At 63.5% G+C, this 14,922-nt stretch carries 14 protein-coding genes; 5 read left to right on the top strand and 9 right to left on the bottom strand.

The features are described 5' to 3' along the window. Positions 1 to 5: 5 nt before the first annotated feature. From ku to SKTS_RS03070, 7 genes are all read right to left on the bottom strand, one after another. Positions 6 to 785 (bottom strand): non-homologous end joining protein Ku, encoded by a 780-nt coding sequence (gene ku / locus SKTS_RS03100; RefSeq protein ID WP_198420417.1) that lies wholly within the window; start codon positions 783 to 785, stop codon positions 6 to 8. Then, entirely contained in the window at positions 782 to 3,307 is a 2,526-nt protein-coding gene (gene ligD / locus SKTS_RS03095; protein ID WP_173060169.1) for a DNA ligase D, read from the bottom strand. The genes ku and ligD overlap by 4 nt, the downstream gene beginning before the upstream one ends. A gap of 218 nt (positions 3,308 to 3,525) precedes the next feature. Then, on the bottom strand, positions 3,526 to 3,825 hold the full coding sequence (locus SKTS_RS03090; RefSeq protein WP_173060167.1) for a HigA family addiction module antitoxin: 300 nt from the start codon (positions 3,823 to 3,825) through the stop codon (positions 3,526 to 3,528). An 11-nt stretch (positions 3,826 to 3,836) separates the two neighbouring features. Then, the gene (locus tag SKTS_RS03085) at positions 3,837 to 4,115 is read right to left on the bottom strand and encodes a type II toxin-antitoxin system RelE/ParE family toxin (protein ID WP_173060164.1); all 279 of its coding nucleotides are present in this window, start codon (positions 4,113 to 4,115) and stop codon (positions 3,837 to 3,839) included. A 41-nt stretch (positions 4,116 to 4,156) separates the two neighbouring features. Next, the gene (locus tag SKTS_RS03080) at positions 4,157 to 5,506 is read right to left on the bottom strand and encodes an MATE family efflux transporter (RefSeq protein ID WP_173060161.1); all 1,350 of its coding nucleotides are present in this window, start codon (positions 5,504 to 5,506) and stop codon (positions 4,157 to 4,159) included. Between the two features lie 184 nt (positions 5,507 to 5,690). Further along, positions 5,691 to 6,323, bottom strand: coding sequence for a DUF1109 domain-containing protein (locus SKTS_RS03075; protein ID WP_173060157.1), 633 nt, complete (start codon positions 6,321 to 6,323; stop codon positions 5,691 to 5,693). Continuing rightward, positions 6,323 to 6,829: a sigma-70 family RNA polymerase sigma factor gene (locus tag SKTS_RS03070; protein WP_244617427.1), complete on the bottom strand. Its 507-nt coding sequence runs from the start codon at positions 6,827 to 6,829 to the stop codon at positions 6,323 to 6,325. The genes SKTS_RS03075 and SKTS_RS03070 overlap by 1 nt, the downstream gene beginning before the upstream one ends. Before the next feature lie 250 nt (positions 6,830 to 7,079). On the opposite strand from SKTS_RS03070, the gene msrA reads away from it, so the two are divergent. The 4 genes from msrA to SKTS_RS03050 all read left to right on the top strand — a co-directional run bounded on the left by msrA (position 7,080) and on the right by SKTS_RS03050 (position 10,590). Then, on the top strand, positions 7,080 to 7,706 hold the full coding sequence (gene msrA / locus SKTS_RS03065) for a peptide-methionine (S)-S-oxide reductase MsrA (RefSeq protein ID WP_173060151.1): 627 nt from the start codon (positions 7,080 to 7,082) through the stop codon (positions 7,704 to 7,706). A 105-nt stretch (positions 7,707 to 7,811) separates the two neighbouring features. After that, positions 7,812 to 9,731: an HD domain-containing phosphohydrolase gene (locus tag SKTS_RS03060; RefSeq protein ID WP_173060148.1), complete on the top strand. Its 1,920-nt coding sequence runs from the start codon at positions 7,812 to 7,814 to the stop codon at positions 9,729 to 9,731. Between the two features lie 19 nt (positions 9,732 to 9,750). After that, positions 9,751 to 10,113: a translation initiation factor Sui1 gene (locus SKTS_RS03055; RefSeq protein WP_173060145.1), complete on the top strand. Its 363-nt coding sequence runs from the start codon at positions 9,751 to 9,753 to the stop codon at positions 10,111 to 10,113. A gap of 114 nt (positions 10,114 to 10,227) precedes the next feature. Then, positions 10,228 to 10,590, top strand: a complete 363-nt coding sequence (locus tag SKTS_RS03050) for an endonuclease domain-containing protein (RefSeq protein ID WP_173060142.1) — start codon at positions 10,228 to 10,230, stop codon at positions 10,588 to 10,590. A gap of 148 nt (positions 10,591 to 10,738) precedes the next feature. Here SKTS_RS03050 and SKTS_RS03045 read toward each other — a convergent pair whose 3' ends face one another. Next, entirely contained in the window at positions 10,739 to 11,011 is a 273-nt protein-coding gene (locus SKTS_RS03045; RefSeq protein ID WP_173060139.1) for a type II toxin-antitoxin system HicA family toxin, read from the bottom strand. A 150-nt stretch (positions 11,012 to 11,161) separates the two neighbouring features. Between SKTS_RS03045 and SKTS_RS03040 the strand changes: the two genes are divergently transcribed. Further along, complete coding sequence (locus tag SKTS_RS03040; RefSeq protein WP_173060136.1) at positions 11,162 to 12,961, top strand: ABCB family ABC transporter ATP-binding protein/permease; 1,800 nt, start codon at positions 11,162 to 11,164, stop codon at positions 12,959 to 12,961. Between the two features lie 36 nt (positions 12,962 to 12,997). Here the strand turns inward: SKTS_RS03040 and SKTS_RS03035 are convergent, their stop codons facing one another. Next, complete coding sequence (locus SKTS_RS03035; RefSeq protein WP_173060133.1) at positions 12,998 to 14,911, bottom strand: peptidase U32 family protein; 1,914 nt, start codon at positions 14,909 to 14,911, stop codon at positions 12,998 to 13,000. Between the last annotated feature and the right edge of the window lie 11 nt (positions 14,912 to 14,922).

The raw sequence follows: 14,922 nt of genomic DNA, 5'->3' as shown, positions 1-14,922 counted from the left end.
TCACCTCATGCGGATTTACGCACCTGCTGGAGGCTGACTTCCAGCGCCTGGCCGATGTCCATGCCCTGATCGCCTGGTTGCGGCACCGGCTGGCGCAGCGGTTTGCCCCGCTCCTTGGCCGCCAGCATTTCGAGCACGCGCTCGCGGAATTCGTCGTGATATTCCTGGGGCTGAAACTCCGCTTCCAGCATCTCGATCAACTGCCGCGCCATGCCCAGTTCGCGCTGGTCCAGCGGCGGCCCGGTGGGGGGCGCAAGCGTTTCCACGGCGATGACTTCTTCGCTGTGGTGCAGCGACATCAGCATGGGATAACCCTGATACAGCTGCAGCGCGCCGACATAGGATTTGTTGCGCATCACCCAGCGCGCCAGACCTTCCACCTGCATCGCCTCCAGCGCATCGGCCAGCGCGAAGAATTCCGCGCCGTCTTCATCCGGCCCCAGGTAATAGGGGCGGTCGTACCAGCGGTGGTCGATCCGGTGAGGAGGAAGGAAGCCGATGATCTCGATGTCGCGCGAGGGCTCCGGCTCCAGCGACTTGAGCTCGGCCGGGTTCAGCAGTACCCGGTCGCCGGACTCGGTGATGTAGGCGCGGCGGGTTTCTTCATTGGGAACAACCTCGTCGGTCTCCGGGTTGACCAAGTGCTGGTGGACCGGCTCGAGGTCCTGACGGTGCAGCAGGCGGAAGTGCACGTTGCGATCCTCGATGGCGCCGTACAGCTTCACCGGGACGCGGATCGCGTCGAAATGGATCACCCCTTTCCACATGGCGCGGACAGGCATCATGCACCTCCCTCATCGACGCCGGCCAGTTTGAGCGTTGCCGCGTCCAGGGGCACGGCGGCCGCGAAAAAACCTTCCCACGGGTCCGCTCTCAGCGCGCCGAGGCGGCGCGGCAGCGTCTCTACCGTGTAGTGGTCGGAACGCACTGCGGGGCCGAGCTCGTCCCAGCGCAGCGGCACGGCCACCGGCGCACCGGGACGGGCGCGGGCGGAGTAGCAGGCGATGGCGGTCGAGCCGCGCGTGTTGCGCAGGTAATCGAGATAGATCCTGCCGTGGCGTTTCGACAGGGCCATGTTGGTGGTGAGCAGAAGCGGTTCGTCCCGCGCACACTGTTCCGATAGCGCGCGGGCAAAGGCCTTGACCGATGCCCAGTCCGCATGGGGACGGAGCGGCACGACCAGGTGCAGCCCCTTGCCGCCGGTGGTGCGGGGAAATGCCGTCAAACCCATGTGCTGCAGACGGTCGCGCAGTTCGCGCGCGGTGCGCAGCACCTCCTGCCACTCCACCTCGGGCGCCGGATCGAGGTCGAACACCAGCAGGTCGGGGTGTTCGATGTCTTCCACCCGGCAGCCCCAGGCATGGAACTCGAGCACGCCGTGCTGCACCAGCGACACGACGTCGACCAGGGAGCGCACGTAGACGTAGTCGCGCACCGCCCCTTTTTCCTGGATCGCGATGCGCGGAACCGAACTGGCCTGGCCCTTTCCCAGGTGCTTCTGGTAAAAGCACGCCTGGCGGCCTTCCGGGCAGCGCAGCAGGACCAGCGGACGCCGGGCAAGATAGGGCAGCGCCCATTCGTGGAGGGATTCGTAATAGCGGGCCAGGGCCAGTTTGGTCACGCCTTGCTCGGGATAGAGGATGCGCTCGGGATGGGTAAGCTCGATGCCCGCGACCTCCACGCCGCCTTTGGCCGCGTGCCGCGTTGCGCGGTTGGCGCTCACCGGCGCGGCCTCTTCCAGATTGTCGCCGGGCGAATCGATCTGCTCGGGGTCCAGGTCTTCGCGCGTGCCGAGGAAGCTGGGGTGCCGCAACAGGCCGTCGCGGGTGCGTTCGGCGTACTCGACCTCGACGACCAGCGTGGGCTTCACCCAGTGCACGCCGCGCAAAGCGGGCAGCGATGGCGAGGGGGCAAAAGGCGACTGGGCGATCTCCTGTCGCAGTAGCGTCGCGTGCAGCTGCTCGAGCTGGCGGTTGCTGAAGCCGGTGCCCAGCCGCCCCGCATATTCCAGGCGGCCATGTCTTAAACTACCGAGCAGCAAGGCGCCGAAGCCGCTGCGCGCGCCAGCGGGAGGCGTAAAGCCGCCGACCACGAACTTGGCGTGCTGGGTGCATTTCACCTTGAGCCAGAGCTTGTTGCGGCCGCTGCGATAAGGGGCGTCGGCGCGCTTGGAAATGACCCCCTCCAGCCCGAGGGTGCAGGCCTGCTCGAAGAAATCCGGCCCCTGCCCCCGGACATGATCCGAATAGCGCAGGATTCCGCCCGCACCGGGCGCATTACCGGCAGCTTCCAGCAACTGCGCCAGCGCCTGCTTGCGCTCGAGCAGCGGCAGCGCGGAGAGGTCATGGCCGTCGAGATAAAGCAGATCGAACAGCTGATAGCTCAGGTGCGCGGTCTGCTTGCGGCTCAGCGCCTCCTGCAGCTCGCGAAAGCTGCTGGCGCCATCCGCCGTGAGCGCCACCAGCTCGCCATCGAGGATGGCCTGCTCCACCGGCAACGATTCCAGTTGTCGCGCCTGCGCCCGCAACCGGGCAGTCCAGTCGTGGCCGTTGCGTGTCATCAGGCGAGCCTTGCCGTGCTCGATGTGCGCCACGATGCGATAGCCGTCGAACTTGATCTCGTGCAGCCACGCCGTGCCGGTCGGCGCGCGTTCGCTGGGGGTGGCAAGCTGCGGGGGCTGGATGGCGGGCGGCGCTGCTGGGCGGGCGCCGGGGAGCGCGTTTGCATGTGGCGGCGAAGCAGGGGCACCGGCCTCGCGGGGCTCGGCGATCTCTGCCATGCTGCGTCCGCTCGCCACGCTCAGGTCATCGGGGTGAAGGTCGTGCTGCGGGTGATCTGTACGTTTGATCAGCAGCCACTGCTTCCCCCTTCCGCGAACGTCCCAGTTGCGCATGCGCACCAGGGTCCACGCCCCCGTGAGCTTCGCGCCGGTGAGGATGAAGTCGAGCTGCTCGGCGTCGTTGCGGCCATCGGCTTGCCACCTACCGACATCCCACAACATCACCGTCCCGCCGCCGTATTCGCCCTTGGGGATGTTGCCCTCGAAATTGCCGTATTCGAGCGGGTGGTTCTCCACCTCGACAGCGAGGCGTTTCTCACCGATCTCCAGCGGCGCCCCTCGGGGCAGCGCCCAGCTGCGCAGCACCCCGTCCTGCTCGATGCGCAGATCGAAATGCAGACGCCGCGCGGCGTGTTTATGCATGACGTAGAGATGCCCGGCCTGCAACGCCGGAACCGCGCCCGCCGGCTCCCGGCTGCGGTGGAAATCGCGCTTGCGCTGGTATTCGTGTAGGGAGGGAGTAGCCATGAACGACTCATTGATTGCCCTGCAGCGGCTGTCCGCACATGCATCCTGTGCGGCTCCATTGAACCTTACCGTTCGCTGTCTGTATATGAGGCGAACTGTGTAATTGAAGTTCCGGCGCGGGTGATGCGGTGCGAAAAGTGAGAAGGATTTTGCGCAAAGAAAAAGCCCGGCGTTGCCGGGCTTTTAAGGAAACGCTGAACAAGTTTCCCGCTTATCTTTCATGCCGCCTTTCGTTCCAGCGGGTGAATATTTTTCAGCACTTCGGCAAGCCCCTCCTTGGCGATTTCAGTGTCGTACTTGACTTGCAGGCGCAGCCACCAGCCATCGCTCAAGCTGAAAAAACGGCACAGGCGCAGGTCGGTATCCGCAGTGACGCTGCGCTTGCCGGCAATGATGTCACCGATCCGTTGCGGGGGGACGCCGATCTCTTTGGCAAGGCGGTACTTGGTCATCCCCAATGGCTTCAGGAATTCTTCTTCCAGCATTTCGCCGGGGGATACCGGGGCGACTTTACGCATGGTGATGCTCCTCAATGATAGTCCGTGATTTCTACGTCCAGCGCGTTGCTTTGCTCGAAGCGGAAACATACGCGCCACTGGTCGTTGATACGCACGCTCCATTGTCCGGCCCGGTCGCCTTTCAATACTTCCAGCCGATTGCCCGGTGGGGCGCGCATGTCGTCGATGACCTGCGCCAGATCAAGCTGCTCCAGCTTGCGCAATGCCGCACGCTCAAAATTCACGAAACGGGCGACACGCTTGCCGGTGAAAAGCGCTTCAGTATCGCGGCATCGGAACGATTTGATCATGGAACGATATTAACGAGGTGCGTTAATAGTGTCAATATCTGTCACAGCCCGCGCCGGCAATGCTTCTTCGCGGTGAAATTAAGATAAACCGCCATCAGTCCGCCGACCAGCCAGATGCTCCCAATCCCGGCGAGCCAGAAGCCGGGTGCGCCGCGGGCTGCGCCGAAGGTGTCCGTCAGTCCCAGCAAAATGCCGCCGCCCAGGCCCGGCACCCAGAGCGTCACGGTGTAGATCACCATCGGCACGACCGAGGTCTTGTATCCGCGCAAGGCGTTGACGCTCACGGCCTGCAGCGCGTCGCCCAGGTGGTAGAGGCCGACCATCGCGATCAGCGGGATCGCGATTGCTCGCACCTGGAGGTCGGTGGTGTAGAACGCGGCGATATAGGGTGCGCCGAGCCAGTAGGTCAGGCTCAGCACCGCCGCAATCGACATGCCGAGGCGAATGCCTTCCCAGCAGATGTGACGGGCGCGCCCGGCCTGTCCGGCGCCGAGCGCCTGGCCGACCAGCACCGACGTGGCGTTGCCCAGCGAGAGGGGAATCATGAAGGCCAGTGCCGCGAGGTTTGCCGCGATCTGGTGTGCGCCGGAAACGACCGGGCCCAGACGCGCAATGAACAGTGCCATGAAGGTGAACGCGGTCACGTCGGCGATGAAGGTCAAACCCATGGGAATGCCGAGCTTGAGGAATTCCCGTATGGCGACGAAATCCGGCGCAGTGAAACGCTGGCGCAACTGGAACTCGACGTATTTCGGATGGTTCAGGCACCAGCCCCAGGCGAGCGCGGCCATAAGCCAGGCATCCAGCGCGGTCGCCACCGCGCAACCCGGCCCGCCCATCTCCGGGAAGCCGAGCAGGCCGTACATGAACAGCGCGTTGAGCGGAACCTTGAGTGCCAGCGACAGCAGGGCGAAGAACATCACCGGACGCGGGCGGCCGATTCCCATCGAGAGGCCGAAGAACAACCGCAGGGCGAAAGCGCCGGGCACGCCCCAGGCCGACACGGCCAGATAGGCGCGCACCTTGGTTTCCACTGCAGGCTGCAAGTCCGAGATCGCGATGAACGGCCCCGGAAAAAGCAACAGCAGGACGGCGACTAGCGCCAGGGCCAGCGAAACCCACACCCCCTGGTGTATCTCGCGCCCGATCTCGGCCTGCCGGTTTGCGCCATACAGGTGGGCGATGATGGGCGGCAGCGCGAACAGCACGCTGACCAGCGACATCAGCACGGTGGCCAGGATGGATGCGGCGATACCGACCGCGGCCAGGTCGATGACGGACAGACGTCCGGCCATGGCGGTGTCGATGACGGCATTGCCCATCATCGCCAGCTGCGCGACGAGCATCGGCCAGGCCAGATGCACCAGTTCGCGGGTTGAGGAGCGTTGCATAGTGAAATGGAATTGTTTGCGACAAATGCCGGGGGCGCATTGTATCCCGGCTACGACTAAAAAAGAGTGTCGATTGAGACGAGTACCTACATGCCTCCAGCTTAGTAACGCGCGGCCCTGCTTCGCCAGAAGGGAGGATTAGCAGGCGCCAGATGGCGCGGGCCGGAAACCGTTCGCCCAGCCGCTACCACTTCAACAGCCGCCTCCCCAGCCACCAGCCGAACAGGCCGATGGCCAGCATGGGCAGGTAATGCCACAGGATGACGTGGATGATCGAGTCGTTGATTTCGTGCAGCCGCATCCACAGCGCACCGATGCTGAAAGCGGAAAGCAGCGCGATGCTGCCCGCCCAGCGTTCATGAGTGCTGGCGAACCTGCGCATGGAGAAGAACGTCCAGGCCGCCGGCAAGAGCGAAAACAGCAGGATGTAGACCGTGCACCTGAAGCTGTGCACTGGCAGCGGCGCGGGCGGCACATCGGCGCGCCAGGAGAAGAACATGAACACCATGAACAGGGCAAACATGCCGGCCGGTGCCAGGGCCGTCTTGCGCATCTGGTGCAGGTCGGGAAAGGCCAGCACGGCGGCGCTGAGGGACGTGGCGACGAAGATGAGGAGCAGCAAGACCAGCTCGGCGACGAACCACGGTTCATGGAGTTTTTGCGCCACATCCGGGCGCAGGCCGGTAATCCACAACGAGAGCGCGAGATAGAGCGCGGCACCCCCGACCCATGCGAGGCTGAGCATGAACGGATGCGGCGCCGGCTTTACCGGGGCGGCATCTTGCGCCAGGCGACCGACCAGTTCTTCAATATTCATTACCGTTCCAGTACCTTTCGCAAAATCTTGTAGGCGCGGTGCGCCGCCACCTTGACCGCGGACTCTTTCATGCCAGTCTTTTCGGCGACCTCTTTGGCGGTATAGCCTTCCTCGTGCATCATCTGCAGGATGGTGGCCTGCTTGGGCGGCAGCTTCTCGATTTCCCCTCTTATAGATTCGTAGCCCGTGTCGGATTTGGTTACAGACGCCTGCAAATCGTTTTCCACCTCGGACAACTCGACGGCGTGACGCAGGTGGTCGGCATAATGCGCACGCAAATGGTCCTGCAGGCGGAACTTGGCAATCGCGTAGGCCCACGGCTTGTATGGCCGCTCTCCGTCGTAGGTATGACGCGCTTTGTGGATGGAAATCAGGATTTCCTGCAGCACGTCGTCCACCTCGCCGCCGGAATTGAGGCGCTTGGCCAGGAACAGGCGCAGAAAGCGTGCGGTTTCCTGCAGCAGCAACGCGTAGGCTCGCTTGTCCCCCTCGAGGGACAGCTTCATCAGCGCTTCCAGATTTTCCGTGTGATCCGCCAACCGCGTTCCTTGGAGTTCAATGTAACTTTTTTCCGGGCTGCTCCGAATGAAACAGTACACGGAGCGGCGACTGCAACCACGATGCCCTTGATTTCCATCTTTCGACATCAAAATCGTTGCAATGATGCCATTTTTTGGAAAAAGGAAATTTAATTCTTCCGCATCGCGGCCCAGGCCACACTGTGCGAGTTTCACATCAAACATCAGGAGTGCCATCATGCTAACCATCAAACGCTTGTGCGGCTTATTACTCGGCGGCGTGTACCTCACGCTCGGCCTGACTGCACTTTCAAACGCCGCGGCGGCGCCAGCCGAGCAAACGGCGGTATTTGCCGGCGGTTGTTTCTGGGGCGTGGATGCGGTGTTCAAGCACGTCAAGGGCGTGTCCGAAGTGGTGTCCGGCTATGCGGGCGGCAACGCGACAACGGCGCATTACGAACAGGTCAGCGACGGCGATACCGGGCACGCCGAAGCGGTGCGCGTCCGTTTCGATCCGGCGCAGGTTTCCTATCAACAGCTGCTGCAAGTATTCTTCAGCGTGGCGCACGACCCCACCCAGCTCAACCGGCAGGGACCGGACACCGGCAGCCAGTACCGCTCGGCTGTTTTCTACACCAGCCCGGAACAGCAGAAAATGGCCCAAGGCTATATCCAGCAACTCAGCGCCGCGCACACTTTCCCTGCACCCATCGTTACCCAGATCGTGCCGCTGAAACAGTTCTTTCCTGCCGAGGGATACCACCAGAACTACCTGGCATTGCACCCCTACCAGCCGTATATCGTCATCAACGACATGCCCAAGCTGGAGCAGCTGCGCAAAGTGTTTCCGGCGCTGTATCGATAAAGCCCGATCAGGAGCGGGAGAGAGGGGAAACGGCTCTGCTATCATGGCGACAGGCTTGCCACAATCCAACCGCCTGCCGGACATGAAGAACAGGAAGGAAGATTTATGCCGCAGTTTCCCTGGTACAACACCATCCGTTTCCGCGTCGGCCTCGCCCTGTTCGTTCTCTTTGCCTTCCAGGCGGGCACGGTTGGCTTCACCCTGTATGAGGTGGACCTGCGCAAGCATGACTATGAGATTCTCAATCTCGCCGGACAGTTGCGAGTCATCAGCCACACCATGGCACACGAGTCGCGCAACTACCTGAAAGAAAACGAGCAGACTGTCTTCACCGGACAGCACGACAGCGGGTTCTATACCCGGAACCTGCAGCAGAGCATGACGCTCTACGGAAAAATCATCACCAGCTTCCGCAACCGCCGCCTCGACCCGGAGATTACCGGACGCGACGAGCCACTGACGTGCAGCTGGGACAAGCAGTCCCGCAATCAGCTTGATGTCAGCGCGGCGGCATGGGAAGACTTTCGCGGCGGCATGCAGCGTGCGCTCAGCGCCAATCCGTCGCATCCCGACATTGCCGCGGCACGCTATGCAGAACAACGCGGAGATCAACTGGCGCGTTCCTCGGACAATCTGAGCCGTGCCTTCCAACTCATGATGGAAGGCAAGCTCGCCACGATCCGCCTGTTCAACCAGATCGCTCTCTTTGCCACCGCTTTGCTGACAGCACTGATTGCCGTCCTGCTGTACCGCAAGGTTTTGCGCCCGCTCACCCTCACCCTGGACGGGTTCTCCCGCGTGGCCAACGGCGACCTGGGCTACCAGGTGCCGCTGGTGGTAGATAACGAAATCGGCCGCATGACGCAGGCCTTCAACCGGCTTTCGGAGCGCATGCGCGCCCTGTTCCGACTCACCGACCGCATCAACCGGGGCACCAACCTGCACGACGCGCTCAAATTCGTGTGCGAAGAGTTCAGCACTTTCCTGCCGGTGGAATGGGTAGGCGTGCTACTCATCACGCCAGACCGCGGCCGGGTCGCGCTGGAGCGACTGTACAGCGAGACCCCCAGCAACCTGCAGGAAAACGACCTGTTCGAATTCGCGCTCGGTGCTCCCGAAGCCGCGCTGGACAAGGGAAACGCCTTGGCTATCGACGACCTCGAAGCATTTTCCCGCGACAAGAACCCCGATTTCCTGTCCGCGCGACTGGCGCGCGACGGCAAGCGCTCGGCCCTGTTCGTCCCTCTCACGCACGGCGGTGGGGGCGAAGCGGTGCTGGTGTTCGCCTCGTCCCAGGCGCGCGCCTACACCCCGGAGCACGTGGAATTCCTCAGCAACCTGGCCGCCCAACTCGCCCACATCCTGGAAAAGACCATCGTCATGGAAGGCTTGGTCGTGGCGGCGGTGGAGGGCCTGGCAAAGCTGGCGGAAAGCCGCGACCCGGAAACCGGCGACCACCTCGTGCGCATGAGCCTGTATTCCGCCATCCTCGCCGACGAACTGGGCAAGGATGAAGCGCACCGCGGGCGCATCACGCCGGCTTACGTGCGGGACTTGTTCCGCTTCGCCCCCATGCACGACATCGGCAAGGTCGGCATCCGTGACGGCATCCTGCTCAAGCCGGGCCGCCTGGACCCCGAAGAACGTACCGAAATGGAACGTCACCCGGTCATCGGCGGACAGGTATTGCGCCGCAGCGAGGAACAGATGAAGGCCCTCGGCCACAGCATCTTCCGCACTGGCATCGAGATCGCCGAAGGCCACCACGAGAAGTTCGACGGCAGCGGCTATCCCGCCGGCCTCAAGGGCGACGCCATTCCGCTTTCGGCCCGCATCATCGCCGTGGCCGACGTGCTGGATGCCCTCACCTCGAAGCGCCCCTACAAGGAAGCGTGGCCGATGGCCAAAGCGCTGGAGACCATCGACAATGACAGCGGCAAGCACTTCGACCCGGCCGTGGTGGCCGCTCTGCACCGAGCGCTGCCGCGCGTGATGGAGATATACGAAAGCCTGAAGCACGTGTAAAGGCCACACTGGAACAGTCATGAAAAATACTAAAACAAACGGCGGGCTGGTCTATTCCACCGAGCACGGCAGAATGTGCCCGGCGTGCCGCAAACCCGTTGCCGAGTGCGTCTGCAGCAAGAATACGGCCACCCCTGCGTCCGACGGCATCGTGCGCGTCTCCAGGGAGACCAAGGGCCGCAAGGGCAAGGGCGTCACCCTGGTCAAGGGCCTTGCGCTGGACGCGCCGGCCCTCGCGCAACTGGGCAAGCAGATCAAGACGGCGTGCGGCTCGGGCGGGACGGTGAAGGACGGCGTGATCGAAATCCAGGGCGATCACTGCGAGCGCGTGATCGAGGCGCTCAAGAAGCAGGGCTGGGTCGTCAAAAGGGCGGGGGGCTAGGCTTGCAAATCCCCCCTGGCCCCCCTTTTTCAAAGTGGGGAAACAACTGCGTGTCGCCTCGGTATTTAACGCACTGACCTCCCCCTTTGAAAAAGGGGGATCGAGGGGGATTTAATGGAACGCTACAACCCAAAACTCAAGGAAAACTCGCGCGCGCTCAGAACCAACATGACGGATGCCGAGCAAGTTCTGTGGCATCGTCTCCGACGCAAGCAAATACAAGGCGTGCAGTTCTACCGGCAAAAACCGTTGCTCGCATTCATTGTGGATTTTTATTGCCCGGCTGCAAAACTAGTGATCGAGCTTGACGGTAGCCAACATTTTGAAGAGGAACATCAGGCCAAAGACCAAGCGCGCGATGACGCGCTGGCGGAGTTAGGATTGCGCGTATTGCGATTTGATAATCGGCAGGTGCTATTGGAGACGGATGCGGTGCTGGAAGTGATAGATATGATTGTGAAGGGAAATCCCCCCTAGCCCCCCTTTTTCAAAGGGGGGAACAACAGCTGTCGCCTCAGCATTTACTGCTATAACGCACCACCTCCTCGGGGAATGAGGGCGAACAAAAAGCAGTGCAGTGGGACTGCTTGTCTTCCCCCTTTGAAAAAGGGGGATCGAGGGGGATTTAGTCGCACTCGTAACTCGACGGCGTGACCCCGGCACGGGCGAGGTATTCGCGCAGTTGCTTGATCAGGTTCCTGTCGCACACGTTGCTTTGGTGGGGATGGTGCAGGAATTCCTCGGCGCCGTTGAGCATCACGTGAAAGCGCGCGCCATGCGCGGGAATGACGTCGGCACCCAGGTGATGCAGCAGGGATTCGACTTCGCGCCAGTGGATGTTGCCGCTGACCGGGTCATGAAAGATGGCGCGCAACAGGCTGCTATGCTTGTGACTCATGGAGAAGCTCCTCATGTACGACCTTGCGTGAATTATTATCCCCTGACGCGGCGCGGTAAAGCAAAGTTGAGCAGATTTTGCGCGCTGTGAAATAATGGCCCTCTCAAAGCTGGCCAACCAAGATTCCCCAAGCGAGATTAACAAAACCCGATGTCCCGATTCGAACACGCCCATTACCGCAGCCCGCCCCAGCCCGGCAAAGCCGATCTGCGCTCCATCAGCCGCCTGTTCCCCTACCTGTGGGAGTTCCGCGGCCGCGTGCTGCTGGCGCTGGCCTTGCTGATCGGCGCGAAGCTGGCCGCGGTGATGGTGCCGCTGGTGCTGAAGGAGATCATCGATTCGCTGGACAAATCGCACGCCGACCTGGTTCTGCCGCTGGCGCTGATCGTCGGCTACGGCTTGCTGCGCTTCGCCAGCACCACTTTTTCCGACCTGCGCGACGTGGTGTTCGGCAAGGTCACGCAACGCGCCATGCGGCGGGTGAGCATGGCGGTGTTCCAGCACTTGCACGCGCTGTCGCTGCGCTTCCACCTCGAGCGCCAGACCGGCGGCATCACGCGCGACATCGAGCGCGGCTCCAAGGCGATCTCCAGCCTGGTGGGCTATTTGCTGTTCCGCATCACGCCCACCGTGCTGGAAATCCTGATGGTGGCGGTGATCCTGTTCGTCAAGCTGGACTGGGTGTTCGGGCTGATCACGCTGGTGACGCTGGCGGCGTACATCGGCTTTACCGTGACCATCACCGACTGGCGCACCCAGTTCGTGCGCCGCGCCAACACGCTGGATTCGGAAGCCTACGGCCGCGCCATCGACAGCCTGCTGAACTACGAAACGGTGAAGTATTTCGGCAACGAGCGCTACGAGGCGGCGCGCTACGACAGCAGCCTGGCGGAATGGGAGCGCGTGGCACTGCAATCGCAGCGTTCGCTCGGCCTGCTCAATGCGGCGCAGGCCGGCACCATCGCCGTCGGCGTCACGCTCATGGTGCTGCGCGCGGCCAACGGCGTGGTGGCGGGCACGCTCACGCTGGGCGACCTGGTGATGGTCAACGCCTTCCTGCTGCAGATGTTCCAGCCCTTGAGCTTTCTGGGCGTGATGTACCGCGAGATCAAGCAGTCCATGACCGACGTGGAACGCATGTTCACCCTCATGCACCGCCCCAAGGAAGTGGAAGACGCGCCGGATGCGCGCACGCTGGCCGTGCTGGGCGGCGAGGTGAAGTTCGAGCAGGTCAGCTTCGCCTACAACCCCGACCGCCCGATCCTGCACGACGTCAGCTTCACCATCCCGGCCGGGAAAACGGTAGCCGCGGTGGGCGCCAGCGGCGCGGGCAAATCCACGCTGGCAAGGTTATTGTTCCGCTTCTACGACGCGAACCAGGGCAGCATCCGCATCGACGGCCAGGACATCCGCCAGCTCAGCCAGGACAGCCTGCGCGCGGCCATCGGCGTGGTGCCGCAGGACACCGTGCTGTTCAACGACAGCATCTACTACAACATCGCCTACGGCCGCCCCGACGCCACGCGCGAAGAAGTGATCGAGGCGGCCCGCGCCGCGCACATCCTCGACTTCATCGAATCCCTGCCGCAGTCTTGGGACAGCGTGGTCGGCGAACGCGGCCTGAAGCTCTCCGGCGGCGAGAAGCAGCGCGTCGCCATCGCCCGCACCCTGCTGAAAAACCCGGCGATCCTGATCCTCGACGAAGCCACCTCCGCGCTCGACACCAGGACCGAGAAAGCCATCCAGGCCGAGCTGCTGGAAATCGCCCGCAGCCGCACCAGCCTGATCATCGCCCACCGCCTCTCCACCGTGGTGGAAGCCGACGAGATCCTGGTGATGGACACAGGCCGCATTATCGAGCGCGGACGCCACCCCGAGCTGCTGGCGAGAGACGGCGTCTATGCGCACATGTGGGCGCTGCAGCAGCAGGCGGAAGAGGAAGTCGCCTGATTTCGGGAGCTTTCGTACAACTCCTGCGGGGGGGAGTCAGCTCAGGACGTGCTTCTTGATCTTGCCCACCACGTGCATCTCGCACGCCTTGCAGTCGAACGTCAGCGTCAGGCGCTCCTTGCCGTTCAGCAGCACCATCGGTTCGGCGCGCACCTGGCCCTGGACGCCGATCACGCCCTTGGCCTGCTTGGGGCACAGGCTGAACGAATAGCGCAGGCAGTGCTTGGTGATCATCAGCGACACCTCGCCCTTCTCCTGGTGCGCCTCGTAGGCCGCCTCGATCAGCTTGACGCCGTGCCGCGCGTAGAACGCGCGCGCCGCCTGGTTGTAGACGTTGGCCAGATAGGACAGCGTTTCTTCCGGGTAGGCCACGGGCGGCTCCAGCGCGGGTTTGCGCATCGGGCGCCGGTACGCCTTGAGCCGCGCGGTTTCCAGTTGCTCGACCGCGTCGCGGCGCAGCTTGTTGGCGACCGACGACGGCACGAACCAGGGCTGGCTCCACCAGCCGATGTCGAGCTGCTGCAGCGCGAAAATGGTGTTGCCGAAGCGCGCCAGCTGCTCGCGCAATGATGCCTCGGCCTCCGCCGGGTTCTGCGCCGGCTGCTTGTCGAAAGAGATGGCGGCAGTTGCGCTGACGCCGTCGCTGTCCTGCAGCGTCAGGGTGAAGCCGTCTGCACTCTCGCCGAAGCGTGCGCTCACATCGATGCGACGCTCGGCGGATTTTTTGGTCAGCGCCTGGTCCCAGGCGTGGTCGCGGTTGCGGGAGAGCGCCGTGCCTGTTTTCAGGCCCGGCAAGCTGCCGACCGGCTCGTTCGGCCACACGCGCCACAGCTTGCCCTTCCCCACGCGTTCGGCGCGGTTGGCCTGCAGGCCGACCACCTCGCGCTTGTGCAGGTAGGTCAGCCCGTCGCCGTTGGCCAGCGGCTCGTTGGCTTCCAGTTCGATCCAGTCAGGCCCGACGCACGTCACCGTGCCGAGCGGCACGCCGACGAAGGCCGGGGTGTCGAAGGCGCCGATGTCGGCCTTGCGCCCGTTGGAGAAATAGTCGGTGGCGCCGCGGTGGAAGGTCTTGTCCGGGTTGGGCGTGAACAGCAGTTGCGTGCGGCCGCTCGAAGCTGGCGCCAGTTCGGGCCGCTCGGCGAGGATCGCATCGAGCAACTGGCGGTAGTGGCCGGTGATGTTCTTGACGTAGGCGGCTTCCTTGTAGCGCCCCTCGATCTTGAAGCTGCGCACCCCGGCGTCGACCAGTGCGCGCAGGTTCGCGCTCTGGTTGTTGTCCTTCACCGACAGCAGGTGCTTGTCGAAGGCCACCACCCTGCCCTTGCCGTCCTGCAGGGTATAGGGCAGGCGGCAGGCCTGGGAGCAGTCGCCGCGGTTGGCGCTGCGCCCGGTCTGCGCGTGGCTTATGTAGCACTGGCCGGAGAAGGCCACGCACAGCGCGCCGTGGATGAAGTGTTCGAGCACGGTGTCGGCCGGCACGGCGGCGCGCACGGCGGCGATTTCCGCCAGCGTCAGTTCGCGCGCCAGGACGATTTGCGAAAACCCGGAATCGGCGAGGAAGCGCGCCTTTTCCGGCGTGCGAATGTCGCACTGGGTCGAGGCGTGCAGGTCGATGGGCGGCAGGTCCAGCTCCAGCAGGCCCATGTCCTGGACGATCAGCGCGTCGACGCCGGCGTCGTAGAACTCGTGGACCAGGCGGCGCGCCGCTTCCAGCTCGCTGTCGTGCAGGATGGTGTTGAGCGTGACGTAGATGCGCGCGCGGTAGCGGTGCGCGAACTCCACCAGCGCGGCGATCTCGCTGACGCTGTTGACCGCGTTGTGGCGCGCGCCGAACGACGGCCCGCCGATATACACCGCGTCCGCGCCGTGCAGGACGGCCTCGCGGCCGATCGCGGCGGTCTTCGCCGGGGCGAGCAGTTCGAGGGTGTTGGAGATGAGGTTTCCGGGCATTGCATGCCGGG

This window comes from Sulfurimicrobium lacus, from assembly GCF_011764585.1.
Lineage (GTDB): Bacteria > Pseudomonadota > Gammaproteobacteria > Burkholderiales > Sulfuricellaceae > Sulfurimicrobium > Sulfurimicrobium lacus.
This window is presented reverse-complemented; position numbering and strand designations above follow the sequence as displayed.

Coding starts and splice junctions, on each gene's coding strand:
- SKTS_RS03060 (WP_173060148.1), top strand. CDS start 7,812: ATGCCGCAGTTTCCCTGGTACAACACCATCCGTTTCCGCGTCGGCCTC.
- SKTS_RS03085 (WP_173060164.1), bottom strand. CDS start 4,115: ATGATCAAATCGTTCCGATGCCGCGATACTGAAGCGCTTTTCACCGGC.
- SKTS_RS03080 (WP_173060161.1), bottom strand. CDS start 5,506: ATGCAACGCTCCTCAACCCGCGAACTGGTGCATCTGGCCTGGCCGATG.
- msrA (WP_173060151.1), top strand. CDS start 7,080: ATGCTAACCATCAAACGCTTGTGCGGCTTATTACTCGGCGGCGTGTAC.
- SKTS_RS03035 (WP_173060133.1), bottom strand. CDS start 14,911: ATGCCCGGAAACCTCATCTCCAACACCCTCGAACTGCTCGCCCCGGCG.
- SKTS_RS03090 (WP_173060167.1), bottom strand. CDS start 3,825: ATGCGTAAAGTCGCCCCGGTATCCCCCGGCGAAATGCTGGAAGAAGAA.
- SKTS_RS03045 (WP_173060139.1), bottom strand. CDS start 11,011: ATGAGTCACAAGCATAGCAGCCTGTTGCGCGCCATCTTTCATGACCCG.
- SKTS_RS03075 (WP_173060157.1), bottom strand. CDS start 6,323: ATGAATATTGAAGAACTGGTCGGTCGCCTGGCGCAAGATGCCGCCCCG.
- SKTS_RS03070 (WP_244617427.1), bottom strand. CDS start 6,829: ATGAAGCTGTCCCTCGAGGGGGACAAGCGAGCCTACGCGTTGCTGCTG.
- ku (WP_198420417.1), bottom strand. CDS start 785: ATGATGCCTGTCCGCGCCATGTGGAAAGGGGTGATCCATTTCGACGCG.
- SKTS_RS03055 (WP_173060145.1), top strand. CDS start 9,751: ATGAAAAATACTAAAACAAACGGCGGGCTGGTCTATTCCACCGAGCAC.
- SKTS_RS03050 (WP_173060142.1), top strand. CDS start 10,228: ATGGAACGCTACAACCCAAAACTCAAGGAAAACTCGCGCGCGCTCAGA.
- ligD (WP_173060169.1), bottom strand. CDS start 3,307: ATGGCTACTCCCTCCCTACACGAATACCAGCGCAAGCGCGATTTCCAC.
- SKTS_RS03040 (WP_173060136.1), top strand. CDS start 11,162: ATGTCCCGATTCGAACACGCCCATTACCGCAGCCCGCCCCAGCCCGGC.